Raw genomic sequence first — 26592 nt, forward strand, 5'->3', positions numbered from 1 at the left:
CAGCCATTGGCGACTTCCCGCAAAAGCCCTGCCCTTTCTTCACCACCGATTTTACTTATATCCACACCCCCGGGGACCCTCATGAGATCCACCTTCCTGTCGTTCGTGCTCCTTTTAATGATCGCCTCCCACGCCTATGGCGCCAGGCTCGACACCTCGTTCCGGTTCTCGACCATCGAGACCACCCACTTCTCCATCCACTATCACCAGGGACTGGAGAGGATCGCGGCCAAGACCGCGGTCATGGCGGAGGAGATCCACACGAGGCTCGTGCCCGAGTTCCTCTGGGAGCCAGCCGAAAAGACCCAGCTCGTGCTGATCGACGACAGCGACTTCACCAACGGCCTCACGGTGACCATCCCCTACAACACCGTCTACCTCCAGGTGACTCCCCCTACCCTGGCGTCGACCCTCGGGGAGTACGACGACTGGCTGAGGGAGCTCATCACCCACGAGTACACCCACGTCCTTACCTCCGACCCCGCCCGCGGCTACTGGCGCGTCACCCGGGCCATCTTCGGCAAGCCGCTCCCGATGCTGGGGGACCCCTTCACCGAGCTCATGTTCCTGGTCACCGCCCCGCCCAACACCTTCATGCCCCGCTGGTGGCACGAGGGGAACGCGGTATGGGGAGAGACCCAGTTCACCGGCGAAGGGCGCGGCAAGGGAAGCTACTTCGACATGGTCTTCCGCACGGCGGTGGCCGAGGATCATCTCCCCCGGGTGGACGAGATCAACGGCGACCCGCCCTATTGGCCTAACGGCGACTTCCCCTACATCTTCGGCTACCGCCTCGAGCGCTACATCGCCGACCGCTACGGCAAGGAGGCCCTGGGACGCCTCAGTATCGCCCACTCCGGCCGCTTCCCCTACTTCATCGGGACTCCTCCTGAGGAGCTGACCGGAGGCAAGAGCTACGCCGACCTGTACGAGGATATGCTGAGGGCTATGATCACCGAGCAGCGGCAACGAATCCGCGAGCTCTCCAAGCTCCCCTTCACGCCGGTCACCAGGATCTCCAACGAGGGTGAGCAGCTCTCCAACCCGAGGTATTCGCCCGACGGGAGCAAGATCGCCTTCACCAGGGTCGATCCCAACGACCATACCGAAATAACCGTCACCGACCACCTCGGCCGCAACACGGTCGCCCACATCCGGCGCCGCTACTCGGACGGCTCCATCGCCTGGTCTCCGGACGGCGGCACCATCTACTTCACCCAGGCCGAGATCAACCACGGCTTCGACGTCTACCAGGACCTCTACAGCTACCGCTTCGACCGGGACGCCACCACGCGGCTGAGCCACAGCCAGCGGCTGAGCGAAATCGACCTCTCCCCCGACGGCAGACGGTTCACCGCCGTGGTCAGCTCGCGCGGAAGCCGCAATCTCGCCATCTTCGAGGTCCCCGACGGGGAGCAAGAACCCGGGGTCCGGCCGGTGACGAGGTACCTCATGCAGAGGGTTGCCTCGCCACGCTGGTCGCCTGACGGGACCAAGATCTGCTACTCGCTGAGGGACAACGCCGGGCACTCCTTCCTGAAGGTCTACGACCCGCAGACGGCTTCCGACCGGACCATCCTCGCGGCCAGCAACAGCCTCGAATACCCGGTCTGGTCCCGCGACGGCTCCACCATCTTCTACATCTCCGATGAAACCGGCGTCTATAACCTGTTTGCCCTCCGGCTGGCCGATGGGAAGAGCTACCAGGTGAGCCATCTTTTGAGCGGGGCACAGCATCCGGATCCCTCCCCGGACGGCAAAGGTATCGCCATCTCCCTCTACAATTCGCGCGGCTTCACCATCGCCCGGGTCTCCCTCGATCCTTCGAGGTGGTCGGAGCGAAGAGGGCCCTCGCTCCCCCTTTATCGGGATCTTCCGGCTCCCCTCACGGGTGTGGAGGCGGCGGCCGCGGCGGCGGGAAGCACGGGAGCGGGAAGCACGGGAGCGGGAAGCGAATCACCGGCTGCCGGGTCGCCTGAGCCGGCGGGGGGCGGGGTGCCGGCGCCTAAGGCCGCAAAGGTACGGGGGATTCCGGGGGAACCCCATCCTCACCCTGTCCCTCCCCTTGAAGGGGAGGGTACCTTGGGCGGTGCCGGGCTGGCAGCTTCCGGGGGAACCGGGGGAACCGCTGGCACAGGGGAGACCGCAGGCCTAGGGGGAACCGGGGAGAATTGGGGAACTGCCGGAGTCGAGGCACCTGTCGGGGCGGTGCCGTACTCGCCGCTGAAGACGCTCTATCCCCGCTTCTGGCTTCCCCGGGTATCTGCCGACGGGTCGGGAAAGCCGGTGCTCGGGGCCTTCACCGCCGGCGCCGACGTCCTCGGCTACCACTCCTACCTCCTGGCCGCCGACTACAGCATCGGCCGGAAGCGGGGGTACTGGGACTTCATCTACGACAACGACACCTGGTACCCGACCTTCACGCTGCAGACCTGGGGGCAGCCGTTTGTGTACGGAAACCTCCTGCAGCACGGGGCCGACTACTACGAGCTCAACCGCGGCTTCACCGCACAGGTGACGGTCCCCATCTACGCGCTGGAGTCGAATTACTTCTTCCTGGCGGGCTACACGTTGATCGACCAGCAGGCCCTGAGCGCCCTGGAGCCGGATGGAACCTTCAACGGCCTGAATGTCTTCCGCGGCAAACGGACCGCTGTCTTTGCCGGGGTGACCTTCGGCGACGCACTCCGTTACCCCTGGTCGATCAGCTACGAGGAGGGGAGGAACCTCACCCTGCTCTACCACCGCTTCGACAAGGCGCTCGGCGGCGACGTGAACCTCTCGGAGTACTCGGCCCAGTACCAGGAGTTTTTGCGGATGCCGTCCGAGCCGCTGAAGCACCACGTCGTGTACCTGCGGCTCGCCGGGGCGGTCTCCCGCGGGGCGGATTACGCGCAACAGGCCTTCCAGCTGGGAGGGACCCCCTCCGACCTCAACCCCTATTATCTCCGGGGGTATCCGTCGCGCTCCCTGGCCGGCAACTACCTGGTCTCCGGTACGCTCGAGTACCGGATGCCCCTCTTCAACCCGATGCGGGGACCGGGAACCTTCCCGTTCTTCGCCGAAAAGGTCCACGGCGCCATCTTCCTGGACGCCGGGGAGGTCTGGGGAACCAACCGCTCCTTCCGCGGCGACGAAATCAAGACCGGCGGCGGGGTCGAGGTGCGGGCCGACATCACGCTCGGCTACTGGGCCAAGCTGACCCCCGCCATCGGGGTCGCGCGCGGCTTCAACCGGGGTGGTGAAAGTCAGGTATACTTGAACGTGTACAGCCAGTACTAGCCGCGTCCGGTAGCCATCCCCTTCCTTCCCTGCCGGCGCAGCGCCTGGTCGTAAGAGGGAGGTACCAAGATGAGAGTGATCGTAGTGGGAGCAACAGGCACGATCGGGAAGGCGGTGGTCAAGCTGCTGGCCAGGGAGCACGAGGTCATCAGGGCCGCCTCCCACAGCGGCGATATACGGGTCGACATGACCCGGACCGATTCCATCGAAAGGATGTATAGCGAGATGGGCCCCTTCGACGCGCTGATCTGCGCGGCCGGGGTCGCCAAATTCGGGCCGTTGGCGGAGCTTAGCGAGGAAGAGTTCGAGCTCGGCCTCAACGGCAAACTCATGGGACAGATCAACCTGGTCCGGATGGGACTGGGGCGCATCAACGACAACGGCTCCTTCACCCTGACCAGCGGAATTCTGAGCCACCAGCCGATGCCGGGGAGTTCCTCGATCAGCATGATCAACGCGGGTATCGAAGGTTTCGTCAGGGCCGCCGCGCTCGAATTGACCAGGGGTATCCGGATCAACGTGGTGAGCCCGCCCTGGGTCAAGGAGACCCTGGTGGCTCTCGGAATGGACTCTTCCGGCGGCATGCCCGCTGAACGGGTGGCCCACGCCTACCTGGCAAGTCTCACCGGCACCCGCTCCGGGGTGGTCATCAACGCGAGGGATTATGCATAGCCACTAAGACTGAATTACGCATCGCCACTAAGTGTGAACGAGCAAGCAGGCCCGGGACGATATCATCCTCCCGGGCCTTTTTTTGTCCGCCTGATCATGCAGACAGCTAACCGCTAAAGTAATTAGGGTGCTAACCGATAACTGAAAGAACGTCGCGGGCCGGTAAGTGGTTCTGTACGGCTGTGCGGTGGGAAACTCTGACAGTATCAGGCATGAAAGGAGCACTGTGACAATGAAAATGTACAAGGACTGGGGGATCTTCGCGAAGGTCATGAGTCTGTCGCTGCTGACCTGGCTCGTGCTGTTACTGGCGACCACCTTCGTGCTGGTCCCCTATCTGCGCGGTGTCGTGATGACCGAGAAGAAACAGTCTCTGCGCTACCTCGTCGAGGAAGCGGTGACGGTACTGGCCGATTACGAGAGACTGGCCGCTTCCGGCGTCCTCACCAAGGAAGCCGCCCAGAAGGAGGCGGCTGAAAAGGTGAAGCGGCTGCGCTATGACAAGAAGGAGTACTTCTTCATCAACGACCTCGACTGCCGGCTGGTAGCCAATCCGCTCCGTCCGGAGATGGAGGGGAAGGACATGAGCTCCTTCAAGGACGCCGACGGAAAAGCGATGTATCCGGAATTCACCAAGGCCGCCACCGGGCCCGAAGGGGGCGGCTACGTCGATTACCGCCAGATCAAGCCCAACGAAAGCAACCCGCAACCGAAGCTGAGCTACACAATGCTTTTCAAACCGTGGGGGTGGGTGATCGGCACCGGGGTCTACATCAACCAGGTCGACAAGGAGATGCGGGCGATCGAGATGGCTATCGGGGGAGGACTCTTCCTGGTGCTCCTTTTGGGACTGGGGCTCGCCTGGGGGATCTCCCGGTCGATCGCCAGGCCGGTCAACGCCGTGGTCGAGAGCATCAAGGATATCGCACGGGGAGACGGAGACCTGACCAGGAGGCTTCCGATCCAGGGGAACAACGAGGTGGGTGAGCTCTGCCGCTGGTTCAACACCTTCGTGGAGAAGTTGCACGGGATCGTCACCCAGGTCTCGGGAAGCGCGGCTCAGCTGTCAGGGTCGGCAGAGGCGGTGGAATCGGCATCCAGGGAGATGACGAGCGGCGTCGGCGACCTTACCACGCGGGTTCTTTCCCTCTCGACGGCGGGAGAGCAGATGGCCGCCACCTCCAACGACATCGCCGGAAACTGCCATGAGGCCGCCGGTAACGCCCGCTCCGCCTCGGAGAGGGCGGCCCAGGGTGCCGAGGTGGTCGGCGCCTCCATTTCCATCATGAACGCCATCGCGCAGCGGGTGCAAAGCGCAGCCCAGACCGTAGCCACGCTCGGCAACCGCTCCGACCAGATCGGGACCATCGTGGGGACCATCGAGGAGATCGCCGATCAGACCAACCTTCTCGCCTTGAACGCCGCCATCGAGGCGGCCCGGGCCGGGGAACAGGGTAGAGGATTCGCGGTGGTGGCCGACGAGGTCCGGGCACTGGCGGAGCGGACCACCCGGGCGACCCGGGAGATCGGGGAGATGATCAAGGCGATCCAGCAGGAGACGAAAGAAGCGGTCAAGACGATGGAGAGCAGCGTTCAGCAGGTAGAGGACGGCAGCAGCAATGCGGCCGCTTCGGGAGAGGCGTTGCAGCAGATCCTGGAGATCATCACCAGCGTCACCGAGCAGATCAGCAGGATCGCAACGGCGGCGGAGGAGCAGACCGCGACCACGCGGCAGATCAGCCACAACGTGGCGACCTTGAACGAGCTGGCGGGTGTCAACAACGCGGCTATCGGCGGCACCGAGGCGGCATCGCGGCACGTCCGCGAGCAGGCGGGCGAGCTGAAGCGGCTGGTGAACCAGTTCAGGCTCTGATCACGGCGGGGGGCCGCTCAACTGGTGGTAGTAGAGGTAGTGGTTCCCCCCCTTTTGCTTGGCGCCGTACATGGCGATGTCGGCGTTCTTCATGAGCTCTTCGGCGTCCTCGGTGTCGGTCGGGTAGAGGCTGATGCCGATACTGACCCCGATGCGGCAAGGCTGTCCGGCCAGCACGAACTTCCCGCTCAGCGAGACGAGGAGCTTGCGGGCGACCAGGGCGGCATCCGAAGGCTCCCGGATGCGGGACATGAGGATGATGAACTCGTCCCCGCCGAGCCGGGCGACGGTGTCGGAGCCGCGGGTGCAGTGCCTAAGCCGGGCGGCGACGTCCATCAGCAGGCGATCCCCCATGGCGTGCCCCATGGTGTCGTTGATCTCCTTGAAGCCGTCGAGGTCGAGGTAGAGGACCGCGAAGGGGAAGCCGTAGCGGCGGGCCTGGGCAAGGTTGATCTCCAGGCGGTCGGCGAAGAGGGCGCGGTTGGGAAGCGACGTCAGCTGGTCGTAGTAGGCGAGGCGCTCCAGGAGCTCCTTGGCCCTCACCCGCTCGGTGATGTCCCGGAAGGTGATCTGGACCGACCGGCCGGCGGCGGTCGAGAAGGGAACGGCAGCGACCTCGACGGCGACTTCCTGGCCGTCGGAACGGATGAAACGATCCTCCACCCAGGTAAGCTCCAGCCCGCTCTTCTCGATGTGGGCCAGTTGGGCCCGGAAGGCGGCCTTGGTGGCGGGGGAAAGGAAGTCGAGCAGGGACGCTCCCAGGAGCGTACCGGAGGCACCCTCTCCCAGCAGGAGCCTTCCGGCGGCGGGATTGGCGAACTCGATGCGGGAACCGCTGCAGATCAGGATGCCGTCATGGGAAAGCTCGACGATCCGCCGGTGGCGCTCCTCGCTCTCGCGGAGCGCGGCCAGCGCCTGGTCGGCCAGCAGTTCCTGGAGGAGGCGGTCGAGGGTACCGGAGGCGGTTTCCGGGTCGCCGATCTCGAGATCCCCCGGGAGGTACCCGGGAGTCCCCCGCTTGAGCGCCTCCCAGGCCACCTTTTCCTCCTCGTTCTCGGTCACCACGATGATCGGGAGCGGCCGGTCGGCGTGGGAGATCTGGCGATCGCGCTGCCGCGCACCGGCTGCCAGTTCGGTCACGGTTCCCCTTTTTTTCCTCGTCGTCCCTTTTCCACCTTCCATGCCGCACCTTCCATTACAACCTCCGGATGGTCCCGGAGGAAAAACCGTTCCATCAAACAACGCGAATCATGAACTCCGGGCAGGCCGCCCCGCAGTAACCGCAGAGGATGCACTCCCCTTCGTCGACCTTGGCCCTGCCATTAACCAGCTCGAGGGCGCCGTTCGTGCAGGCGGGGACGCAGAAACCGCACCCCTTGCAGAAGGCCTCCATAATCCTCAGCTTGCGGCGCCGTCCTTCCAGTTTGCTCCAGAGCCCCTCTTCGGCCACCCCCTGCTCGAAGAGGGCGATGTTGCCGTCGATCTCCCCCTCGGAGAGCATGCCGACGGCGACGCCGTGGACACCGTCGAGCCCGAGGACGAAGCGGAGGCTATCCCGCGCGGTGGAGATGAGGTTTCCCCCCGCCAGGGCCTTCATGGCGTAGACCCCCTTCCCTGCCTTGGCGCAGGCGGCGATGGCGGAGGCCATCTCAAAGGGGGTGCCGTCGATGATCCCCATCCCGGTCCGGTTGATGAGCGGGTGGACCACCTCGATGTCGGGAGAGGCGGCGGCTTTGCGGATAGCGCAGACGAAGTGCGAGGAGAGGCCGACGTGGCGGATCTTCCCCTCCCCTTTCATCCTGACCAGTTCCGCGATGATCTCGGGGCGCTCGGTGAAGGGGTCGGCCACCCGGGCGCCGTGCAGGTGGACGATGTCGAGGGTCTCGCGCCCAAGCTCACGTAGGCCGCGCTCCACGTGGGCCCGGGCGGTCTGCGCATCGTTCGCGTGGGTCTTAGTGGCGATCACCACCTCGCCCGGGTAGCCGTCGAGGGCCGAGCGGATGTGCGGGTAGCTCTGGTACAGTTCGGCGGTATCGAGCAGGTTGACCCCGCGCTCGAGCGCGTAGCGGATCAGTCGCCCCCCCTCCTCGGGGGTGACGGCGGCCTGCAGGGGGCCAAGCGGGAGGGTCCCGTAAACCAGGGGGTGGATGTGAAGTCCGGTCGTGCCGAGCGCGATACGTTTCATGACCTGTTCCTAGTAGTGAGGGGGCGGCTCTTCCTCGGAAGGAAGCTTGTTCTGGGAGGGCATGATCCCTCTCAGGTGCTCCTTGATGAGCTCCATTTCCCGGGTCAGCCTGTCTATGGCCGCCTGGTGACTGGTGACCATCTCGTTCAACTGCTCTATGACATGCGCCTGGTGCATGACGAGGATCTCTATGTCAGTCAGACGCTCCTCCATTAGGTGGCTCTCCTGTGAAAAAAGAATTTGCTAGTGGCGCTCCGCTCTTCCCGTGTTGCCAGGTACTCTACAAAAACCTGTTTCAGCTGTCTTGGTGGCGTGAAAACCGGACGGGAGATGGCACTTTGACAGTAAAGAACGTGCGGGAGGGGGAGGCAGCGCGGATTTTACCTCCAAAGTGCTTTTCAGCCAAGATAAAAAACTTCAAAAAGACGGCATATTCTGATAATTTTCGACGACGCCCTGGCGGGCAGACCGAATACGGAGGTGGTTGATGTCGGAGGCACCCAAAACGAGTAGCGAGCGGCACATAGATGAGCTGATGAGGCACGTGGAACCGGGATCGGAGCGGTACGAGATCCTGGATCGCGCGAAACGCTTCAAGTCTTCCTGGGTTGAGCTGGGAGAAAAGCTTTTGGAGGTGAGCCGCAAGGCGCAGTTCCGCGACTGGGGGTACCAGAGTTTCGAGGAATACTGCGTCCAGGAGATCCGGATCAAACGGGGAACCGCCGAGAAGCTGACCACCGCCTACCGCTTCATGGAGAAGGAGGAGCCGCAGCTGATCGCCAACCGGCAGGAGCTCCGCCCCCTTCCCGACTACCGCTCCATCGATCTGTTGCGTCAGGCCAAGGAGGAGAAGGCTTTCACCGAGGAGGAGTACGGCGATCTCAGGAAAAGCATCGTGGAGGAGGAAAGAAGCCACCCGACGGTGCTGAAGAAGTTCAAGGAGGTGGCGGCTTTACGGGAAGAGGTCAATCCGCTGGCTCCGCTGAAGGCGGCGCTTTCGGCGGCCAAAAGGCTGGAGGCGGCCCTGCGGGGGCTGCCGGATGCCGGCAATTTCCTGCAACTGGCGGGGGACATGGTCGCGCACCTGGAAGGCGAACTGGAGGCGATGGGGGCAGGCGAGGCCGAGGAGGCGGGGACCATCAGGGAGATCTAGGGGATCGAGGAAAAGCACCCTCACCCGGCCTCCGGCCACCCTCTCCCGGAGGGAGAGGGGATCAACCAGGACCAATGGTAACACGGACTCCACCTTCCCCCTCGCCCCCCGGGAGAGGGGCAGGGGTGAGGGAGGCCTGAAGCTCCAAACGTGGACGAGCTATTATTTATAGTTGTCGAAGAAGAGCTTGGCGGTGACCGCCAGCACCGAACAGATGAAGACAGGCCGCACGAAGCGGGTCCCCTTCTTGATCACCAGCTTCGCCCCCATGCGGGCGCCACACGCCTGGCCAAGCCCCATCAAGATCCCCACCACGAAGACCACCTGCCCTCCGGCGATGAAAAGCACCAGTGAGACGATGTTGCTCACGAAGTTGAAGACCTTGGTGTAGGCGGTCCCTTTCCGCATGTCGAACCCCAGCCCGAGCATCAGCGAGATGACCCAGAAGGAGCCGGTGCCGGGTCCCAGGAAGCCGTCGTAGAAGCCGAGCAAGAGACCGAAGACGGGATAAAAGAGCTCCCGCGGCATGCGGGGATGCACCTCTTCGGCCCCCAGCTTCGGGGTGAAGATCGTGTAGCAGAGGATGACGAGCAGAAGGTACGGGATGAAACGCTTGAGGAAACCGGGGTCGAGCTGCTGGACGGTGTAGGCGCCAACCACCGCACCCACCGCGGTCCAGATGATGCCGGTGCGGGCGTCGCGCAACCGGACGGTCCCGGCCTTCACGAAATGGAACATGGCGCTGGCCGAACCGAAGCTCGACTGAAGCTTGTTGGTCCCCAGCGCGGCCTGGGGAGGGAGCCCGACGCCGAGCAGGACCGGCACGGTGATCAGCCCACCGCCGCCGGCGATGGAATCGATCAGCCCGGCCACGACCCCGGTGACAAAGAGCACCAGCAAAAGCAGCGGAGAATAATGCATCATGAACGGGCCAGTATCGCCTGGGCGGCGGAGGCGAGGTCGGGGAAGCTTTGGACCCCTTCGGGAAGCTTGGCGGCATCGGCGGCGCCGTAACCGGTGAGAACCAGCAGCGAGGTGCAGCCGGCGGCGATGCCGGCCTGGACGTCCCCGACCTTGTCGCCGACCATGAAGGAGGAGGCCAGGTCGATGCCGAGTTCGCCGGCCGCCTGCTGCAGCATCCCGGGAAGCGGTTTGCGGCAGGCGCACTCCAGTCGGTAGTCGCCTATTCCATGCTGCGGATGGTGGGGGCAGAAATAGCAGGCATCGACGGTGACGCCGAAGCGGGCAAGCTCCGCGTGCATGTGGGCGTGGACCGCCTCCAGCGCCGCCTCGTCGTAAAGGCCGCGCCCGATGCCGGACTGGTTGGTCACCACCACCAGCATGAAGCCGGCGTCCTGAAGGCTCTTCAAGGCCTGCGGGGCGCCGGGGATGAACTCGAACTGCTCCACCCGGCTCAGGTAATCGACGTCGACGTTGATGGTCCCGTCACGGTCGAGGAAGACCGCCTTTCTCTTCGGCTGGCTGGTCAAGACTTGGCCGCCTGGAAGAGCGCCTTCTCGAGCAGGTCGCAGACGATGTGGATGATGGTGATGTGTCCTTCCTGGATGCGGGGGGTATCGTGGCTGGGAACGATGAGGGGGAGATCCACCAACTTGCCGATGGAGCCGCCATCCCGCCCAAGGAGCGCGACGGTCTTACAGCCGATCTCGGCGGCGGCCTTGAGCGCGATCTCGACGTTGGGGGAGTTGCCGCTGGTGGAGATGCCGATGACCACGTCGCCGGGCTGGGCGAGCCCCTCGACCTGGCGGGAGAAGACGCGGTCGAAGCCGTAGTCGTTGCCCACCGCGGTGAGGATGGAGGTGTCGGTGGTAAGGGCGATGGCAGGCAGCGCCCGCCGCTCCATCTTGAAGCGCCCGATAATCTCGGCGGCCAGGTGCTGGGCGTCGGCAGCGGAACCGCCATTCCCCATCACCAGCATCTTCTTCCCGTCCCGGTAGGCATCGACCAGCAAGCCGACGGCCACTTCGATGGCGGTGGCAAGGTCACGCTCCATCGCCTCGACTACCTGGCGGTGACTCTCCAACTGCAACTTGATCTCAGCTAACATCGAACCTCCTCAGGTTCAGGACTGCCAACATTTAGACTGATTACCCTCGCCCCCTAGTGGAGAGGGTGGCCGAAGGCCGCCACTTTTTATACCCTCGCCCCCCTTTGGGGAGAGGGAATAATAAAGTTCTGCCCCTCTCCCGGAGGGAGAGGGGATAGTGTATGGCTACGCCGGCTGGGCTTTGCGCCGGATGCTGTCGCTCAGTTCGGTGAAGGTGAGGTACGAGGGGCTCCAGGGGAAGGCGAAACCGTCGACGGCGGTGACCGGAATGCAGCGGGGAGAATGGGCGAGCACCTTCTCGAAGACCTTGCGCTTGCTCATCTCCAAGGCGAGCCGCGGCAGCGGGAGAAGCGTCACATGCTCGTGAAGTCCCCCGAGACCGGCCTGGAGGGCGGCCTTGTGGAGCGGCGCAGGTAACAAGACGGTGAAGCGGTCGCCGTGGCGGGCACCGACCACCAAGAGTTCGAGCTTCTGGCTCAAGAGCCCGAGGTCGACCCCCTTCGGCACATGGAGGACGTAGTCGAGACCGTCTCCCCATCTTTCGGCGAAGGTAGCCCGGCTCCGCTCGAGGGTTTCCCGGCGTCGCCGTTCGGAGCCGAGCACCACCTCATCCTGGTAGTTGACCAGCGGCCCCGGCACCCGGTAGGAAAGGAAACCGTTGGCGCAGGCCCGCCTGGTGTAATCCCTGAGGCACCACTCTCCGCCATCCATCGCCTCGTCGAGCCCTCCGATGGCCTCGTAGGCTTCCCGGGAGATCACCATGGCGGCGAAGGAGCCGCTGGCGACCTCGATAGGGGCGCGGCAGGTGGCGGTCGACTCGCCGTTGGTCAGACAGGGAAGGAGAATGCCCGCCTCCGGATGGGAGGCCGCGAAATCAAGCAGCGGCTCGAGCCACTTATCGCTCACCAGGGTGCTGTTTCTGACCAGGGCCAGAAAGCGCGCCTCCGACCTCTTCAACCCACGATTGGCCGAACGTACGAAGCCGACGTTGGTGTCATCTCGCATGAGAAGGGCTCGATCATCGAGCCCTTCCGCGAAATCCTCCAACAGCCGTTCCGTCTCACGGTCACTGCCGCTGTCATACATGATGAAGCGCGCCCGCGGGGTGAAGTTGATCAGATTAACCAGGCAGTTGCGGGTCTCATTGGGCCTGTTCCAGACGGGTATGACGACATCGACGATGTACTCATCTTTAGCGGTCATTGTGGTCCTTGGGAAGGCTGGGACTGGTAGGTACCTTAGCTGCTGACGGCAACGTTCCTGAGCAGGGTCAATTCGTCGAGCACCTTGCCGGAGCCGAGCACGACGCAGGAGAGCGGGTCTTCGGCGGTAACCACCGGCAGACCGGTCTCCTCGCGCAAAAGGACGTCCAGGTGACGCAGCAGCGCGCCGCCGCCGGCCAGCACGATCCCCTTGTCCACCAGGTCGGCGGCCAGTTCGGGGGGAGTACGCTCGAGGCAGTTGCGGACAGCGTCCACGATGGCGGTTACCGGCTCGGAGAGCGCCTCGCGGATCTCGTTGGAGTCGATCTCGGTGGTCTTGGGGATGCCGGAGACGAGGTCGCGCCCCTTGACCTCCATGTGGACCACCTCGTTGCCCGGGTAGGCTTCGCCGATCTCGATCTTGATCAGCTCGGCCATGCGGTCGCCGATCAGGAGGTTGTACTTGCGCTTGATGTACTGGACGATGGCCTCGTCCATCTTGTCGCCCCCCACCCTGACGCTCTTGGTGTAGACGATGCCGGCCAGGGAGATCACGGCCACCTCGGTGGTGCCCCCCCCGATATCGACGATCATGTTGCCGGACGCCTCGGTGATGGGAAGCCCGGCCCCGATGGCGGCGGCCATCGGCTCCTCGATCAGGTAAACCTCGCGGGCGCCGGCGGACTCGGCCGATTCCTTGACGGCACGCTTCTCCACCTGGGTGATCCCGGAGGGGACGCAGATGACGATGCGGGGACGGACGAGGGTCTTTCTGTTATGAACCTTGTGAATGAAGTAGCGGAGCATCTCCTCGGTGATGTCGAAGTCGGCGATGACCCCGTCCTTCATGGGACGGATGGCGGTGATGGAGCCCGGGGTGCGCCCCAGCATCTTCTTCGCTTCCATGCCGACCGCCAGCACCTTGTTCTGCCCGGTGCTCTGCACCTTCTGCACCGCGACTACGGAGGGCTCCCGCACCACGATCCCTTTACCTTTCAGGTAGACCAGGGTGTTGGCGGTGCCGAGGTCGATGGCGAGGTCGTTGGAAAACATGCCGAAGAGGGCATCGAAGATCTTGAGCATTTTTCAAAACTCCTTTTAATTATCTGCACCGGGCACGGGCCGCGTCCGGTAAAGGACGAAGAATAGCAAAAACTCCGCACCCTTGCAACAAAGAAAACCCCGTACGCACCGTTTACGCGCCACGCGGGGCGACCGTCCGCAACGCATTCTGCTGTTGCAATTGCGATTAGACTATATTATAGTTCCAGACTCTTGTCTGAAGCCTCGGCGCAATACTATCTCCAAAGGAGTCCCATCGTCAATGCTTGGCATAATGAGAAAGTACAAAGAGTCGCCTGTCATCAAAATTGTCTTCATTGTGATCGTGCTTTCCTTCATAGGCACCATCTTCCTGGTCTGGGGCCGGGGCGGCGACAAACAGAGCGGACCTGCCGGGTTCGCTGCCAAAGTTGACGGAACGAAGATCTCGCTGGATGAGTTCGAGAAGGCCTACTACCGCAACCGCAACGTCTACGAGCAGATCTACGGCCGCTCACTCTCCCCCGAGATGGAAAAGCAGATGGGTCTCAAGAAGATGACCCTCAACTCCCTGATCGACAACGTGCTGATCATGAAGGAAGCCAAGCGGATGGGGATCAGCGTCGGCAACGACGAGGTCGCCGCCGAGATCGCCAAGGTCCCGGCCTTCCAGAAGGACGGCGCCTTCAACTTCGACCAGTACCAGGCTACCCTGAGGGCCAACCGCCTGACCCCCGCCGCCTTCGAGGAGGCCCAGCAGCAGGAACTCCTCGTCCAGAAGGCCCGCACCAAGATCACCGACGCCGCCAAGGTGACCGATCAGGAAGTCACCGACGCCTACAAAAAGCAGAACGACAAGCTGTCGCTCCAGTACGTCGCCTACTCCCCGGCCGACGTCAAGGGGAGCATCAAGCTGACCGACCAGGAGCTCACCAGCTACCTGCAGGCACACCAGAACGACTTCAAGACCCCGGAACAGGTCAGCGTCGCCTTTGCCAAGGTGACCCCGGCCCAGGTCGCCTCCAACGTCACCGTGACCCCGGAGGAGGCCCAGGCCTACTACCAGAAGAACATCGATCGCTACCAGGGGAAGGGTGGTATACTCCCGTTCGAACAGGTGAAGGAGAAGGCCACCGCCGACGCCATCAAACAGAAGGCCGCCAAGCAGGCCTACGAGAAGGCCGCCGACGCGGCGAACAAGTTCAAGACCAAGGCAGACATCGACGGCGCCGCCGCCGAGCTGGGGGCCAAGGTCCAGCAGACCCCGCTCTTCACCGCCCAGGCTCCCGCCGCCGCCATCGCCTCCGAGACCGAGCTCGTCTCCCGCGCCATGGCCCTCAAGCAGGGTGAGCTGGGTGGCCCGGTGGAAACCGCCGACGGCATCTACATCCTCAAGGTGACCGACCGCAAGCCGGCCGCCGTACCTCCGCTGGCCCAGATCCGGAGCGCAGTCGAGCAGAAGGCGCTGGCAGCCAAGGCCGCCGAGGTCGCCAAGAAGAAGGCCGAGGAGGCGCTCGCCCAGCTGGCCAAGGGGGGGATCTCCACCAAGGACACCGCGAGCTTCGGCTACAACCCGCAGGGCTCCATCCCCGGCATCGGCAATTCTCCCGAGCTGATGGAGCAGGCCTTCGCCCTGACCACCGCGGCGCCGGTCGCCAAGCAGGCGGTGAAGGTGGGGGATACCTGGTACGCCGTCAAGCTGAAGAACAGGATCGAGGCCCCGCTCACCGACCTGGCCGGCAAGAAGGAAAGCATCAGGCAGAGCCTGCTTCCGAAGAAGCAGCAGCAGGCGCTTGAAGCGTGGCTGAAGGACCTCAGGGCCAAGGCCAAGATCGAGATCAACCCCGCCGTACTCGGCGAGTAGCACAAGATCAACACCGCCGTTTTCGGCGAGTAGTAACGGGCCGTATCGGTAAAAACAGCTGGTTCTTTTTACGTTGCGAGGTGGAGGGCGAAAGGTTCGCTCTTCACCTTTCATCGTTTCACGAGCACATGCATACAAAGGCAAAGGAGAAAAACAAATGACGAAACCGGTACTTACCACGGACTTCCCCGGACTCAAGCTGGCTGCCCGCGGCAAGGTGCGCGACATCTACGACCTGGGCGAGGCGCTGCTCATCGTCACCACCGACCGGATCTCCGCATTCGACGTCATCATGAACGAAGGGATCCCCAACAAGGGGTACGTCCTGACCCAGATCTCGGCCTTCTGGTTCCGCCAGATGGAAGGGATCATCAAGAACCACATCATCTCCACCGAGGTGGCCGACTTCCCGAAGGAGTGCCAGCCCTACGCCGACGTCTTGGCCGGCCGCTCCATGCTGGTCAAAAAGGCCAAGCCCCTGGCGGCCGAGTGCATCGTGCGCGGCTACATCTCCGGTAGCGGCTGGAAGGACTACCAGCAGACCGGCGCCATCTGCGGCATCAAGCTCCCGGCCGGGCTCAAGGAGAGCGACCGTCTCCCGCAGCCGATCTTCACCCCCTCCACCAAGGCCGAGCTCGGGACCCACGACGAGAACATCTCCTTCGAGAAGATGGCCGAGATCTGCGGCCAGGAGATCTCCGAGAAGGTGCGCGAGGTAACCCTGGCCATCTACGAGAAGGCCCGCGACATCGCCGACGAGAAGGGGATCATCATCGCCGACACCAAGTTCGAGTACGGCATCTACAACGACGAGCTGATCATCATCGACGAGTGCATGACCCCCGATTCCAGCCGCTTCTGGCCCAAGGAGAGCTACAAGCCGGGCGGTCCGCAGCCCTCCTTCGACAAGCAGTTCCTGCGCGATTACCTGGAGACTCTCGACTGGGGCAAGACCGCGCCGGCCCCGCCCCTTCCCGCCGAAATCGTGCAGAAGACCGCCGACAAGTACATGGAGGCGCTGGTCAAGCTGACCGGCAAGGGGATCTAATCCCCCTCCACAGTCCGTGACTCACATCCCCCTCCCGGAAGGCGTGGCAACCGGGAGGGGGATGCTCCCAACCTCATCCTCATCCTCCCCTTCTCCATGAAGGAGAAGAGACCTCCATCGCAACCGTTGCCAATCTCCAGAAGAAATGGCTCCCCCCTCCCAGCGAAGGGGAAACGGAAAGGCACGCCATGTTGAACAATCTCCTTTTCTCCGCCCTGATCCTTGCCGCCACCTCGACTCCCGCCGCCGACATCCCGGTGGGGCGCTTCTCGCATGCCGACATGACCGGCTGGAGCGACAAGGCGGTCAAGGGTAAGACCGTCTACACCATCGAGGACGGCGTCCTCAAGGCCCACGCCAACAAGGCCGCCTCCGGCAAGATCAAGAAGCTTTCGGTCGACACCAGGAAGTACCCTCTCCTCTCCTGGAGCTGGAAGATCGAGCACACCCTTCAGCGCGAGGACGTCTCCAAGAAGCAGGGAAACGACTTCGCCGCGCGCGTCTACGTGATCTTCCCCCGCACCTTCTTCTGGAGAATGCGGGCCATCAACTACGTCTGGAGCGCCAAGATGCCGAAAGGAAGCGAGGCGAAGAGCCCGCACGCCGCGAATTCGGTGATCGTGGCGGTGGAAAGCGGGGACGAAAAGGTCGGGAAGTGGGTCAGCGAGGAGCGGAACGTCTACGAGGATTACAAGAGGATCTTCGGAGAGGAGCCCCCCCTCATGGGGGGGGTGGCGATCATGACCGATACCGACGACACGCAGGATGAGGTCACCGCCTGGTACGGCGACATCACCCTGCGTGGCGCCGAAAAGCCTTAGCCGATCATCTTCATGAGGCGGTTACGCTGTTTTTCCAGGCGGCTCTCACCCTCCGCCATCGCCTTGAGGAGCCCTTTCTTGGCGCCGTAGGCCATATCTTTCCCTTTATCGAGAATCTCGGCGGCGCGGTCGCCCACGGCCTCCGCCATGTCGGTCACCTGCTCGGTGAAATCCTCCACCGCCTCGACCGCGTCACGGGTCCTCCTGCGGGCCTTCTTCGCGTACTTGCCGAGTTCCTTGCGGGTCTTGTCACCGCTTTGCGGGGCATAAAGCAGTGCCACCCCGGCGCCGATCAGGCCGCCGACGATCAGCATCATCGCGCCGGTCATTATGTTGTTGCTCTCTCTTTCAGCCATACGGTCCTCCTTTTAACCGTCTGATGGTGTCGCAATGGGTAAATAGTACCCTATGGCGCGATTTTGCCAAGCGGACCCGCCCCCCTCCCCTCCCCTGTTAACGGCCTAAGCCCGGGGCGCTTCTCTTCTGGCGGCAAACATCTCATGAGTGTATAATCGGAGAGAAACCCATTAATCCAAGGAGCACCATGGAAAAGACATACGACGTAGTCATCGTGGGCGGAGGCCCCGGTGGGGTGGCGGCAGCCTACCTCGCCCACAAAAACGGCCTCTCCCACCTTCTGATCGAAGCCGGCAAAGCCGTCTTCCACGGCATATCGACTACCTATCCGGAAGGAAAAAACGTCTACCCCTCCAAGCCGAAGGAGGATCCGGAGCCCTTCCTGGTGGAGGAGTTACGCCCCCCCGACAAGCCGGTCACCGTGGAGAAGTACATCCAGTACGTGCAGCATTTCGTCCAGCACGAAAATCTCAACGTGGTGACCGAGACCGCCTTCGAGGACATCGAGGACGCCCGGGATCACCTCAAGGTGGTCACCAGCAAGGGGATCTTCCGGGCCAGGAAGGTGCTGCTCGCCTTCGGCAGCTCGATCCCCAAGGAGCTCTCCGTCTACGGCGACGCCAAGATGGTGGCCAAGACCCTGGACGATCCGAGGAAATACCTCGGGGTGCGGACCCTGGTGATCGGCGGCGGGAACTCGGCGGCCGACGTCATCATATCGATCCTGAAGGCCAAGCGGAGCGAAAACGACAAGGAACCGGTCTACTGGGCCCACGTGGCCGAGACCTTCGACGTGAACAAGGAGACGGCCCAGAGGCTGGGCGAAGAGATCCTTTTGGGCGGGAACATCAGGCTCCTGCCGGGCGCTACCCCGAGGATCGGAGAAGTGGACGACGAGGGGGTGGACCGGCTGGTGATCCGGGTGAGCGAAGACAAGCTCCCCGGCGGTATCGAGCGCTATCACGCCATGAGTTTCCCGATGAAGAACGTGATCGCCTGCATCGGGAGCCAGGGACCGATTTCCGTCTTCGACCGGGTCGGGGTGCAGACCATCGCCTGCGCCGAGGGGGTCTGCAAGGTGGCCAAGGAAGGAGACCGGCTGCTCCTTTTGACCTCGGAATTCGAATCCACCAGGAAGGGAGTCTACGTGATCGGCGGGGCCATCTCCCCTTCGTACATGCGGATCAGCCAGGGGTCGATCCAGGAGGAGCGCCACCCCAACCTGATCCATACCGCGGTCAACGACGCCCACCATGTCATCGAGGCGATCAGGGGGAAGATCAAGGGGTAGCCGGACCACACCGTCGTCGGCCCCCCCATCCTCACCCCCACCCTCCCCTTGAAGGGGAGGGAGAGTAGGTGTGGTGTGCAGAGACCGCGTGGGCACGGGGTGCCCACCCTACGAAAAGACCCCATGTGCCGCCCCCTCTAAAGAAGAGGAGGCGACCACATGGGGTCTCTTGTAAGACAACGGGTCCCCTCCCCTTCAAGGGGAGGGACAGGGTGAGGATGGGGTTGTCGGTGCCCCTGCCCTACCCTTTGAGCTCCTCCTTGAGCCCTTCCACCACCGCCTTGACCTCGGCGATCATCTCGCGGGCCTGGGGGGAATGCTCCTTTTTCAGGTAGGTCTCGAAGAACTTGATGGCGTCGGCGGTCCGCTCCTGGTCGATGCAGATGTTGCCGAGCGTCAGGTAGCTCATGGTGAAGTCGGGATCGAGCCGGATGGCCTCCAGGGTCTCCCGCTCGGCGGCAGCGAGATCCTCCATGTCGTAGTAGAGCTCCCCCAGGTTGAAGCGGGCGGTGGCGTCGTTGGGATCGATCTCGATGCCGCGCTTGTAGCTCGCGATCGCCTTGTCGTTGTCACCCAGCCCGTAGTACAGATCCCCCATGGCGTTGAGGGCGAAGACGTTATTGGGATCGAGCTCTAGCGCCCTCTCGAAGGCTTTCAGTGCCTCGTCGGTCCGCTCCATGGCGTTGTAGACGAGCCCCATGCTGACGTAACCGTCGCACTCCTTGGGCTGCAGCTCGGTCACCTTCCGGTAGCAGCCGAGGGCCTCCTTGTGCCGGCCCGCCTCGAAATAGACGTCACCCAGGGCGGTGAGGCCGTCCAGGTCCCCGGGGGCAAGCTCGAGCCCCTTCTTCAGCGCGGCGATCGCCTCCTCGCCCTTCCCCGCTTCCGAAAGCGCCTCGCCCAGGTAGAAATATCCCTCGGCGTTGGCCGGGTCCTGCGATACACAACGTTTGAACGCCTCGACGGCTTTCGCGTAATCTCCCGATTCCATCAGGGCAATGCCGTCTGCCAGCGCATCCTCGTATGTCGGTGCCATTGCCACCTCCCCATTGAACTGTCAATCATTGGCGGACACTATAACAGAGAACCTCCTCCTTTCCAAGAAATCAGGCAGAAATCGGCAATAAAACGCTTCACATTTTCTTTTACGTATATGATACTACGTCCGGCCTACCACAGAGATCCGCCGCACGTGCAGCAATGACAGAACCCTCCGGCCCGTGAGCACCGTTACCGGGCGGAGGTCGCGATGAAGGGGAGCGAATGCCTGAGGAGAGCGGCGAGCAGCTGGGACTGAGGACGCTGGAGGACATCAGCGCACTGATCCTCCACTCCCACGACCTGCAGGAGACACTGGACAACATCGTAAACCTGGTAGCCAAGCGGCTCGCCTCCGACGTCTGCTCGATCTACCTCCTGGAGGAGGATGGGGAAACCCTGAAGCTCCACGCCACCAGGGGCCTCTCCCGGCTCTCGGTCGGTATCACCATGAAGATCTCCGAGGGTCTCACCGGCCTCGCCGTCGAGCAGCGGGGAGTGGTGGCCACCGACAACGCCCCGTTGCACCCCCGCTACAAGTACTTCAGAAAGACCAAGGAAGAGAAGGTCCTCTCCTTCCTCGGTGTCCCCTTCTTCGAACGCAACAACCCGATGGGGGTCATCGTCATCCAGAACCGCGAGGCCCGCACCTTCACCCCGCAGGAAATCTCCGCCGTCTCCACCATCGCCTGGCAGATCTCGACCATCGTTTCCAACGCCAAGCTCCTCGACTCCGTCCACAAGAAGGAGGAGGAGCGCGCCTTTTTCCAGGCCGAAGTGGAACGCCTCCAGAAAGGGAAGGAGATCCTCTCCCCGAAAAAGGAGCGCAGGAGCGCAGCCGGACAGACCGCCCTGCTCGGGATCGCCATCTCCCCGGGATTCGCCGCCGGGAAGGTCTCGGTACTGAGCCCCGGGCCGGAGGAGGCGGTGATCGAGCGGGTGCGCCCGAAGGCCGAGGAACATCAGCGCTTCCTCCAGGCGCTGGAAAAGGCCCGCATCCAGACCATCTACATGGAGAAGCGGGTCAGCCAGATCCTCTCGGAGGCGGATGCCGCCATCTTCCACAGCCACCTCATGATCCTCGAGGACCGCAGTTTCATCGGGAAGATCACCAACCTTATCGAAGGGGGGCTCGGCGCCCTGCGCGCGGTCGGTGAGGTGGTGGCCGACTACGTGGCCGCCTTCAACCGGATGGAGGACCCCTACCTCAGGGAGCGTTCCGCGGACATGGAGGACATCGGCCGCCGCATCTGCAACGCGCTCAACGGCAGCCACCGAAGCCGCGGCAAACTCAAGGACAACCGGGTACTGATCGCCCGCGAACTCCTCCCCTCGGACATGGCCTACATGGACCGCGGCAAGGTGATCGCCATCGCCACCGAGAAGGGGAACGCCAACGCCCACGCGGCGATCATGGCGCGCGCCCTGGGAATCCCGGCGGTCTTCGGCGTCGAGGGGCTCCTGAAGCAGGTGGGGGCGAGAAGCGAGGTGATCATCGACGGCACCTCGGGGTTCGTCTTCGTCAACCCCGACAGCACGGTAAAGACCGAATACGAAAGGCTCCTTAGCGAGTTCGACCAGAAGCAGCGCGAGCTGGAGGAGATCCGCGACCTTCCCGCCGAGACCACCGACGGCCACCGGATCGCCCTTTTGGCCAACGTCGGACTGATCAGCGAGCTGAAGGTGGCGCTTTTGAACGGCGCGGAGGGGGTGGGGCTCTATCGCACCGAATTCCCGTTCATGGCGCGGAGCGCCTTTCCGGGGAGAAACGAGCAGGCGGGGATCTACCGGAAGATGCTGGAGGGATTCGAGGGGCTTCCCGTCACCATCCGGACGCTGGACATCGGCGGCGACAAGGGACTGTCATATTTCCCCCACCCCAAGGAGGACAACCCCTTCCTGGGGTGGCGCTCCATCCGGATATCACTGGAGCGGGAGGACATCTTCCGGGAGCAGGTCGCCGGGATCCTGATGGCCTCCGCCTACGGAAAGTGCAACATGATGTTCCCGCTCATCTCCAGCGTGGACGAGGTGCGGCGGATCAAGGAGATCGTCTCCGAGATCCAGGAAGAGCTGACGCGGGAGGGAAAGCCGTTCGACCCGCAGATCGGGCTGGGAGTAATGGTGGAGCTGCCGGCAGCGGTGCTGGTGGCGGACATGCTGGCGAAAGAGGTGGATTACCTGAGCATCGGGACCAACGACCTGATCCAGTACACGCTGGCGTGCGACCGGAACAACCCGCGGGTGAAGAAGTGGTACGACCAGCACCACCCGGCGGTGCTCAAATCGATACGGCGGGTTGCCGAAGCGGCGGACGGGGCAGGAAAGCCGGCCACCGTCTGCGGCGAGATGGCGGGAGACCCGGTGGACGCGGTATTGCTGATGGGGCTGGGGATCAGGACGTTCAGCCTTTCGGCGCCCAACATCCCGAGGGTGAAGGAAGCGATCAGGCGGATCTCCCTGGCGCGCGCCAGGGAGATCGCCGATCAGGTGTTGGCCATGGAGAGCCCGCTGGCCATCAAGGAGTACCTGGAAAGGGTGAAGAGGGAAAACAAGTTATAAGAGACGACTTCTTATAAGGTTCTATGTTCTACGTTCTAAGTTGTGAGACCATCGGCCTCAAAAACAGGTCCTAAGTTCAGGCTCGGGTTCCAGGTGGAGCATCTGCCCTTTAACTTAGAACCAAGAACATAGAACGTAGAACAGTTTTTAGCGTTTAGACGTAGAACAGTTTCTGGCCTTTAGATCCAGCAGTCGCCGCCGTCGTAGTTCATCTGTTCGCCCTTGCGGCCACGTCCCTTGATTTTCTGTTTCAGCTTATCGAGCGCCTCGTCCTTGGCCTCGCCCAGCTTTTCCCGCACCTCGCGGCCGGTCTTGGGAGTGAAGAGAAGTGCCGCACCAGCTGCCACCGCAGCCCCGGCCAGAAATGCTAAAAGAGCCTGCTCGGATTTCTTGGACATGTTGTTCGCTCCGTGTGTAGTTGAGATGGTCCAGCCTGTCATGACGCATATTCATTACCATATTCCGCGGCGCAATTAAACCCCCTATCACGATAAAAATATTGTCACTGCCCTCTCCCCTTCCCTTTTTCAATGGGGAGAAATCTTTAGAGTGTAAATTCTCACCCGCAAATGCTAGTATCGCCAAATCACAATCAATAAAGGAGATCGCATGCTTTCCTTCAAAGGACTCGCCCCCGCGGCGCTCGCCCTGCTGTTCATGACTACCGTACCCGCCCTCGCCGAAGAGCCGGCCGCCAAGACGGCACCCGCCCAAGCCGCCAAGGGCACCGAAACCGCAGCCGCGGCAGCCCCATCTTCCCCGGTGGCCACCGTCAACGGGGTCGCCATTACCCGCCGTGAGCTCGACCAGGCGGTCAAAGTCCTCCTGATGCAAAACAAGGTTCCCGAATCAGCCGTGGCGCAGATCCGCGAGCAGGCGACCGCAGCCGCCCTCGAGCAGCTGATCTCCGCCCAGCTCATGTACGAGCAGGCCCAGAAGGTCGAGGTAAAAGACCTCGACAAGAAGGTGGCGGAGAAACTGGCCCAGAGTAAGAGCCGTTTCGCCACCGACGAAGAGTATCAGAAAGCCCTGTCCCAGGTCGGACTTACCCCGCAGGACATGCTGGATTTCACCCGCAAGGACATCATGATCTCCAACTTCATCGACACCCGGTTCGCCAGTCAGGCAACGGTGACCGATGCCGAGGCGCAGGCCTTCTACAAAGAGAACCTCGACGCCTACTTCAAGAAGCCGGAATCAGCCCGTGCCAGCCACATCCTGATCGGCGCCGACGAGAAGACGAGCCCCGAGGACCGCAAGAAGGCCAAGGAGAAGGCGGAAGCGATCCTGAAACGGGTCAAGGCCGGCGAGGACTTCGCGGCCTTGGCCAAGGCGGAATCGAGCTGCCCCAGCGCCGCCCAGGGAGGCGACCTTGGTGAATTCACCCGCGGCCAGATGGTCCCCCAGTTCGACGAGGCGGTTTTCTCCATGAAGCCGGGCGAGATCAGCAACGTCGTGGAGACCACCTTCGGCTACCACATCATCAAGCTGGTCGAGAAGAAGGAAGGAAAGACCGAGAAGTTCGAGGACGTAAAGGAGAAAATCGACTCCTACCTGAAGCGGCAGAAGGTTCAGAAGGCCCTTTCCTCCTTCATCGAAGAGCTGAAGAAGAACGCCAAGATCGTGAAATCGTAACGGGGCGCTCGATCCACCATTTGAAACGGCAAAGGGCCGGGAGACATCTCCCGGCCCTTTCTTTTTATTTATACCCTCGCCCCAACCGCCCCCTCACCCTGTCCCTCTCCCCCGATGGGGGCGAGGGGAGATAAAAACAGGGGAGAGGGTGGCCGAAGGCCGGGTGAGGGAGGTTTTTAGGCGGCGGTGGTCGGCGGCGGGACGAAAACCCTGGTGGCCAGTTCGTTGTCCAGTTGCAAAAGCCCCTGTCCGTTGTCGCCGATCAGCTTGAGCTTGCCGATGATGTCGCGGTCGTTCTCCTCCTCCTCGACCTGCTCGGTGACGAACCACTGCAGGAAGATGTGGGTCGCGTGGTCCTTCTCGGAAAGCGCGAGGTCGGTCAGGTCGTTGATCGAGGCGGTAATGGACTCCTCGTGCTTGAGAGTCTTCTGGAACATGTCCAAAAGGCTCTTGAACTTGGTGGGAGGTGCCGCTATCTGGCCGAGCTCCACGTTCACGCCGCGGCTGTTTATGAACGAGAAGAACTTCATGCAATGAACCATCTCCTCCTGGTACTGGACGTAAAACCAGTTGGCGGCACCTTTCAGCCCGATAGCCCCCGCATAGGAAGACATAGAGAGGTAAAGATAGGCCGAGTAGAACTCGTTGTTGAGTTGTTTGTTCATGGCCGTGCGCAGCTTGTCGGTGAACATTCGATTTCCCCCTTGTGATTACATGACCTTGCCGCCATCAATAATATCCTATCCCATCGGCAAAGCAATACTTGAAACAGGTTCCAGGAACAGGTTCCAGGTTCCAGGTTGACTGCGGCCCCCAAACATAAACCCTTCGCCCCCTTCCCTCACACCCTCCCCTCTCCCCCGGTGGGGGCGAGGGGAGATAAACACAGGGACAGGTGACCGAAGGCCGGGTGAGGGAGGATCCGCGACACGCTGCTAACCCGGAACCGTTCATAAGGGCGGCAAGGCCGGCCGCCAATGGTTGTAACCTAGAGCCTAGAACATGGAACCTAGAACTTGTTTATCCCCCTGTTTGTTGTTGCCTTGTCCCCGCAACCTGTGGTATCTACAAGGCTTAAGTAATGGGGACTTTTTAATATGAAACCGACCGCAAAGATTCTCATTATAGAAGACGAGCAGGGAAGCCGGGAGGCGCTGGTAATCCTGTTGAAGGGGGCTAACTTCCAGGTGAAGGGGTGCTCGAGCGGGAAAGAGGCGCTTGAGATCCTATCCGGCGAGCAGTTCAACATCATCATCACCGACCTCTTCCTCCCCGACCTGAGCGGTATCGACATCCTCACCAAGGTCAAGCAGGACTCCCCCCGCACCGAAGTCATCCTGGTCACCGGTCACGCCTCCGCGCAGAGTGCGGTCGAGGCGATGAAAAAGGGCGCCTTCGACTACATCACCAAGCCCCTCAACATAGAGGAACTCCGCATCATCATCGACAAGGCGCTCGAAAAGGGTGCGCTCCTGGAGGAGAACGTCTACCTGAAGAAGCAGCTCAGGGAGCGCTACGAGTTCTCCAACATCATCGGCAATTCCCAGCCGATGCAGCAGCTCTTCTCCCGCATGAAGCGGATCATCAAGACCGACTCGACCGTCCTCATCCTGGGCGAATCCGGGACCGGCAAGGAACTGGTCGCCAAGGCGATCCATTTCAACGGCAGCCGCAAGGACAAGCCGTTCGTGGCGGTCAACTGCTCCGCCATTCCCGAGAACCTCCTGGAGAGCGAGCTTTTCGGCCACGCCAAGGGGGCCTTCACCGGCGCCCTCAAGGAGAAGGTCGGCAAGTTCGAAGCCGCCAACCAGGGGACCATCTTCCTCGACGAGATCGGCACACTCCCCATGCACCTGCAGACCAAGCTTCTGCGGGTCCTCCAGGAGCAGGAGGTCGAGCGGGTCGGCTCCAACAAGCAGATCAAACTCGACGTCAGGGTCGTCTCGGCTACCAACGTCAACCTGGAGGAAGAGGTCACCCGCGGGAACTTCCGCGAGGATCTCTTCTACCGCCTCAACGTCATCCCGCTGATAATCCCTCCCTTGAGGGAGCGGATCGAGGACATTCTCCCCCTCACCCGCCACTTCCTGGAGAAGAACTGCCACGCCATGCAGCGCCCGATCATGCAGCTCGAAAAGGAGGCGCTGGAAGCGCTGGAGGCCTACCCGTGGAACGGCAACGTCCGCGAACTGGAGAACATCATCGAACGGGTGGTTGCCCTCACCGAGGGGGACCTCATCACCCTCAGGGACCTCCCCGCCAACGTGACCAAGAACTACCTCGAAGGTGGCACCACCAGTGTCACCACGAGCGGCATCGACATGGTGCGGACCATCAGCGAGATCGAGAAGCGGATGATCAGCGAGGCGCTCCAGCTCTCCGGCGGCGTCAAGGCCCGCGCCGCAACCATGCTGAACATCAACCGCACCACCCTGGTCGAGAAGATGCGCCGCCTCGGCATGCCTCTGTAGGGCCTACAACAACACCCACCACCACGCAC

23 protein-coding genes are annotated in these 26592 nt (G+C 62.6%); 11 read left to right on the plus strand and 12 right to left on the minus strand.

What is annotated here, in order from left to right:
• The first annotated feature begins 81 nt into the window (after positions 1 to 81).
• The 3 genes from ACYVL5_RS08445 to ACYVL5_RS08455 all read left to right on the plus strand — a co-directional run bounded on the left by ACYVL5_RS08445 (position 82) and on the right by ACYVL5_RS08455 (position 5827).
• Positions 82 to 3282: a TolB family protein gene (locus ACYVL5_RS08445; RefSeq protein WP_460595118.1), complete on the plus strand. Its 3201-nt coding sequence runs from the start codon at positions 82 to 84 to the stop codon at positions 3280 to 3282.
• Positions 3283 to 3351: 69 nt separating this feature from the next.
• Complete coding sequence (locus ACYVL5_RS08450; protein WP_460595119.1) at positions 3352 to 3954, plus strand: NAD(P)-dependent oxidoreductase; 603 nt, start codon at positions 3352 to 3354, stop codon at positions 3952 to 3954.
• Positions 3955 to 4186: 232 nt separating this feature from the next.
• Positions 4187 to 5827: a methyl-accepting chemotaxis protein gene (locus ACYVL5_RS08455; protein WP_460595120.1), complete on the plus strand. Its 1641-nt coding sequence runs from the start codon at positions 4187 to 4189 to the stop codon at positions 5825 to 5827.
• Here ACYVL5_RS08455 and ACYVL5_RS08460 read toward each other — a convergent pair whose 3' ends face one another.
• The 3 genes from ACYVL5_RS08460 to ACYVL5_RS08470 are packed head-to-tail and all read right to left on the minus strand — an operon-like array spanning position 5828 to position 8225.
• On the minus strand, positions 5828 to 7009 hold the full coding sequence (locus ACYVL5_RS08460) for a diguanylate cyclase domain-containing protein (RefSeq protein ID WP_460595121.1): 1182 nt from the start codon (positions 7007 to 7009) through the stop codon (positions 5828 to 5830). It abuts the gene before it with no gap.
• 52 nt (positions 7010 to 7061) lie between these two features.
• On the minus strand, positions 7062 to 8012 hold the full coding sequence (locus ACYVL5_RS08465) for an aldo/keto reductase (RefSeq protein ID WP_460595122.1): 951 nt from the start codon (positions 8010 to 8012) through the stop codon (positions 7062 to 7064).
• A gap of 9 nt (positions 8013 to 8021) precedes the next feature.
• Positions 8022 to 8225: a SlyX family protein gene (locus ACYVL5_RS08470; protein WP_460595123.1), complete on the minus strand. Its 204-nt coding sequence runs from the start codon at positions 8223 to 8225 to the stop codon at positions 8022 to 8024.
• 274 nt (positions 8226 to 8499) lie between these two features.
• On the opposite strand from ACYVL5_RS08470, the gene ACYVL5_RS08475 reads away from it, so the two are divergent.
• Positions 8500 to 9165 (plus strand): hypothetical protein, encoded by a 666-nt coding sequence (locus ACYVL5_RS08475; protein ID WP_460595124.1) that lies wholly within the window; start codon positions 8500 to 8502, stop codon positions 9163 to 9165.
• 162 nt (positions 9166 to 9327) lie between these two features.
• Here the strand turns inward: ACYVL5_RS08475 and ACYVL5_RS08480 are convergent, their stop codons facing one another.
• The 5 genes from ACYVL5_RS08480 to ACYVL5_RS08500 all read right to left on the minus strand — a co-directional run bounded on the left by ACYVL5_RS08480 (position 9328) and on the right by ACYVL5_RS08500 (position 13518).
• Positions 9328 to 10089 (minus strand): sulfite exporter TauE/SafE family protein, encoded by a 762-nt coding sequence (locus ACYVL5_RS08480; protein ID WP_460595125.1) that lies wholly within the window; start codon positions 10087 to 10089, stop codon positions 9328 to 9330.
• Positions 10086 to 10655: a D-glycero-alpha-D-manno-heptose-1,7-bisphosphate 7-phosphatase gene (gmhB, locus tag ACYVL5_RS08485; RefSeq protein ID WP_460595126.1), complete on the minus strand. Its 570-nt coding sequence runs from the start codon at positions 10653 to 10655 to the stop codon at positions 10086 to 10088. The genes ACYVL5_RS08480 and gmhB overlap by 4 nt, the downstream gene beginning before the upstream one ends.
• Complete coding sequence (gene gmhA / locus ACYVL5_RS08490) at positions 10652 to 11233, minus strand: D-sedoheptulose 7-phosphate isomerase (RefSeq protein ID WP_460595127.1); 582 nt, start codon at positions 11231 to 11233, stop codon at positions 10652 to 10654. Before gmhA ends, gmhB begins: the two co-directional genes overlap by 4 nt.
• A 165-nt stretch (positions 11234 to 11398) precedes the next feature.
• Entirely contained in the window at positions 11399 to 12436 is a 1038-nt protein-coding gene (locus ACYVL5_RS08495; protein WP_460595128.1) for a glycosyltransferase family protein, read from the minus strand.
• A gap of 35 nt (positions 12437 to 12471) precedes the next feature.
• The gene (locus ACYVL5_RS08500) at positions 12472 to 13518 is read right to left on the minus strand and encodes a rod shape-determining protein (protein WP_250678287.1); all 1047 of its coding nucleotides are present in this window, start codon (positions 13516 to 13518) and stop codon (positions 12472 to 12474) included.
• A 241-nt stretch (positions 13519 to 13759) separates the two neighbouring features.
• Between ACYVL5_RS08500 and ACYVL5_RS08505 the strand changes: the two genes are divergently transcribed.
• From ACYVL5_RS08505 to ACYVL5_RS08515, 3 genes are all read left to right on the plus strand, one after another.
• Positions 13760 to 15340, plus strand: coding sequence for a SurA N-terminal domain-containing protein (locus ACYVL5_RS08505; RefSeq protein WP_460595129.1), 1581 nt, complete (start codon positions 13760 to 13762; stop codon positions 15338 to 15340).
• 157 nt (positions 15341 to 15497) lie between these two features.
• Positions 15498 to 16388, plus strand: a complete 891-nt coding sequence (locus ACYVL5_RS08510; RefSeq protein WP_460595130.1) for a phosphoribosylaminoimidazolesuccinocarboxamide synthase — start codon at positions 15498 to 15500, stop codon at positions 16386 to 16388.
• A gap of 188 nt (positions 16389 to 16576) precedes the next feature.
• Positions 16577 to 17209, plus strand: a complete 633-nt coding sequence (locus ACYVL5_RS08515; protein ID WP_460595131.1) for a DUF3047 domain-containing protein — start codon at positions 16577 to 16579, stop codon at positions 17207 to 17209.
• Here ACYVL5_RS08515 and ACYVL5_RS08520 read toward each other — a convergent pair.
• Positions 17206 to 17565: a YtxH domain-containing protein gene (locus ACYVL5_RS08520; protein ID WP_460595132.1), complete on the minus strand. Its 360-nt coding sequence runs from the start codon at positions 17563 to 17565 to the stop codon at positions 17206 to 17208. The genes ACYVL5_RS08515 and ACYVL5_RS08520 overlap by 4 nt on opposite strands.
• Before the next feature lie 188 nt (positions 17566 to 17753).
• Here ACYVL5_RS08520 and ACYVL5_RS08525 point away from each other — a divergent pair, with 188 nt between their 5' ends.
• On the plus strand, positions 17754 to 18857 hold the full coding sequence (locus ACYVL5_RS08525; RefSeq protein ID WP_460595133.1) for a Rossmann-fold NAD(P)-binding domain-containing protein: 1104 nt from the start codon (positions 17754 to 17756) through the stop codon (positions 18855 to 18857).
• 241 nt (positions 18858 to 19098) lie between these two features.
• On the opposite strand, the gene ACYVL5_RS08530 is transcribed toward ACYVL5_RS08525, so the two are convergent.
• The gene (locus tag ACYVL5_RS08530) at positions 19099 to 19893 is read right to left on the minus strand and encodes a tetratricopeptide repeat protein (RefSeq protein ID WP_460595134.1); all 795 of its coding nucleotides are present in this window, start codon (positions 19891 to 19893) and stop codon (positions 19099 to 19101) included.
• A 227-nt stretch (positions 19894 to 20120) separates the two neighbouring features.
• On the opposite strand from ACYVL5_RS08530, the gene ptsP reads away from it, so the two are divergent.
• Entirely contained in the window at positions 20121 to 22457 is a 2337-nt protein-coding gene (gene ptsP / locus ACYVL5_RS08535) for a phosphoenolpyruvate--protein phosphotransferase (RefSeq protein ID WP_460595135.1), read from the plus strand.
• A 179-nt stretch (positions 22458 to 22636) separates the two neighbouring features.
• On the opposite strand, the gene ACYVL5_RS08540 is transcribed toward ptsP, so the two are convergent.
• Positions 22637 to 22855 (minus strand): YtxH domain-containing protein, encoded by a 219-nt coding sequence (locus ACYVL5_RS08540; RefSeq protein ID WP_460595136.1) that lies wholly within the window; start codon positions 22853 to 22855, stop codon positions 22637 to 22639.
• Between the two features lie 211 nt (positions 22856 to 23066).
• Here ACYVL5_RS08540 and ACYVL5_RS08545 point away from each other — a divergent pair, with 211 nt between their 5' ends.
• Complete coding sequence (locus ACYVL5_RS08545) at positions 23067 to 24092, plus strand: peptidylprolyl isomerase (RefSeq protein ID WP_460595137.1); 1026 nt, start codon at positions 23067 to 23069, stop codon at positions 24090 to 24092.
• A gap of 176 nt (positions 24093 to 24268) precedes the next feature.
• On the opposite strand, the gene ACYVL5_RS08550 is transcribed toward ACYVL5_RS08545, so the two are convergent.
• On the minus strand, positions 24269 to 24784 hold the full coding sequence (locus tag ACYVL5_RS08550) for a ferritin (RefSeq protein WP_460595138.1): 516 nt from the start codon (positions 24782 to 24784) through the stop codon (positions 24269 to 24271).
• Positions 24785 to 25189: 405 nt separating this feature from the next.
• Here ACYVL5_RS08550 and ACYVL5_RS08555 point away from each other — a divergent pair, with 405 nt between their 5' ends.
• Complete coding sequence (locus ACYVL5_RS08555; protein WP_460595139.1) at positions 25190 to 26563, plus strand: sigma-54-dependent transcriptional regulator; 1374 nt, start codon at positions 25190 to 25192, stop codon at positions 26561 to 26563.
• Positions 26564 to 26592: the final 29 nt, after the last annotated feature.

The sequence above is a fragment of the Geomonas sp. Red276 genome (genome assembly GCF_054784495.1).

Coding starts and splice junctions, on each gene's coding strand:
- ACYVL5_RS08475 (WP_460595124.1), top strand. CDS start 8,500: ATGTCGGAGGCACCCAAAACGAGTAGCGAGCGGCACATAGATGAGCTG.
- ACYVL5_RS08550 (WP_460595138.1), bottom strand. CDS start 24,784: ATGTTCACCGACAAGCTGCGCACGGCCATGAACAAACAACTCAACAAC.
- ACYVL5_RS08460 (WP_460595121.1), bottom strand. CDS start 7,009: ATGGAAGGTGGAAAAGGGACGACGAGGAAAAAAAGGGGAACCGTGACC.
- gmhA (WP_460595127.1), bottom strand. CDS start 11,233: ATGTTAGCTGAGATCAAGTTGCAGTTGGAGAGTCACCGCCAGGTAGTC.
- ACYVL5_RS08495 (WP_460595128.1), bottom strand. CDS start 12,436: ATGACCGCTAAAGATGAGTACATCGTCGATGTCGTCATACCCGTCTGG.
- ACYVL5_RS08470 (WP_460595123.1), bottom strand. CDS start 8,225: ATGGAGGAGCGTCTGACTGACATAGAGATCCTCGTCATGCACCAGGCG.
- ACYVL5_RS08555 (WP_460595139.1), top strand. CDS start 25,190: ATGAAACCGACCGCAAAGATTCTCATTATAGAAGACGAGCAGGGAAGC.
- ACYVL5_RS08540 (WP_460595136.1), bottom strand. CDS start 22,855: ATGTCCAAGAAATCCGAGCAGGCTCTTTTAGCATTTCTGGCCGGGGCT.
- ACYVL5_RS08445 (WP_460595118.1), top strand. CDS start 82: ATGAGATCCACCTTCCTGTCGTTCGTGCTCCTTTTAATGATCGCCTCC.
- ACYVL5_RS08520 (WP_460595132.1), bottom strand. CDS start 17,565: ATGGCTGAAAGAGAGAGCAACAACATAATGACCGGCGCGATGATGCTG.
- ACYVL5_RS08455 (WP_460595120.1), top strand. CDS start 4,187: ATGAAAATGTACAAGGACTGGGGGATCTTCGCGAAGGTCATGAGTCTG.
- ACYVL5_RS08545 (WP_460595137.1), top strand. CDS start 23,067: ATGCTTTCCTTCAAAGGACTCGCCCCCGCGGCGCTCGCCCTGCTGTTC.
- ACYVL5_RS08510 (WP_460595130.1), top strand. CDS start 15,498: ATGACGAAACCGGTACTTACCACGGACTTCCCCGGACTCAAGCTGGCT.
- ACYVL5_RS08480 (WP_460595125.1), bottom strand. CDS start 10,089: ATGATGCATTATTCTCCGCTGCTTTTGCTGGTGCTCTTTGTCACCGGG.
- ACYVL5_RS08450 (WP_460595119.1), top strand. CDS start 3,352: ATGAGAGTGATCGTAGTGGGAGCAACAGGCACGATCGGGAAGGCGGTG.
- ACYVL5_RS08465 (WP_460595122.1), bottom strand. CDS start 8,012: ATGAAACGTATCGCGCTCGGCACGACCGGACTTCACATCCACCCCCTG.
- ACYVL5_RS08515 (WP_460595131.1), top strand. CDS start 16,577: ATGTTGAACAATCTCCTTTTCTCCGCCCTGATCCTTGCCGCCACCTCG.
- ACYVL5_RS08505 (WP_460595129.1), top strand. CDS start 13,760: ATGCTTGGCATAATGAGAAAGTACAAAGAGTCGCCTGTCATCAAAATT.
- ptsP (WP_460595135.1), top strand. CDS start 20,121: ATGCCTGAGGAGAGCGGCGAGCAGCTGGGACTGAGGACGCTGGAGGAC.
- ACYVL5_RS08525 (WP_460595133.1), top strand. CDS start 17,754: ATGGAAAAGACATACGACGTAGTCATCGTGGGCGGAGGCCCCGGTGGG.
- ACYVL5_RS08500 (WP_250678287.1), bottom strand. CDS start 13,518: ATGCTCAAGATCTTCGATGCCCTCTTCGGCATGTTTTCCAACGACCTC.
- ACYVL5_RS08530 (WP_460595134.1), bottom strand. CDS start 19,893: ATGGCACCGACATACGAGGATGCGCTGGCAGACGGCATTGCCCTGATG.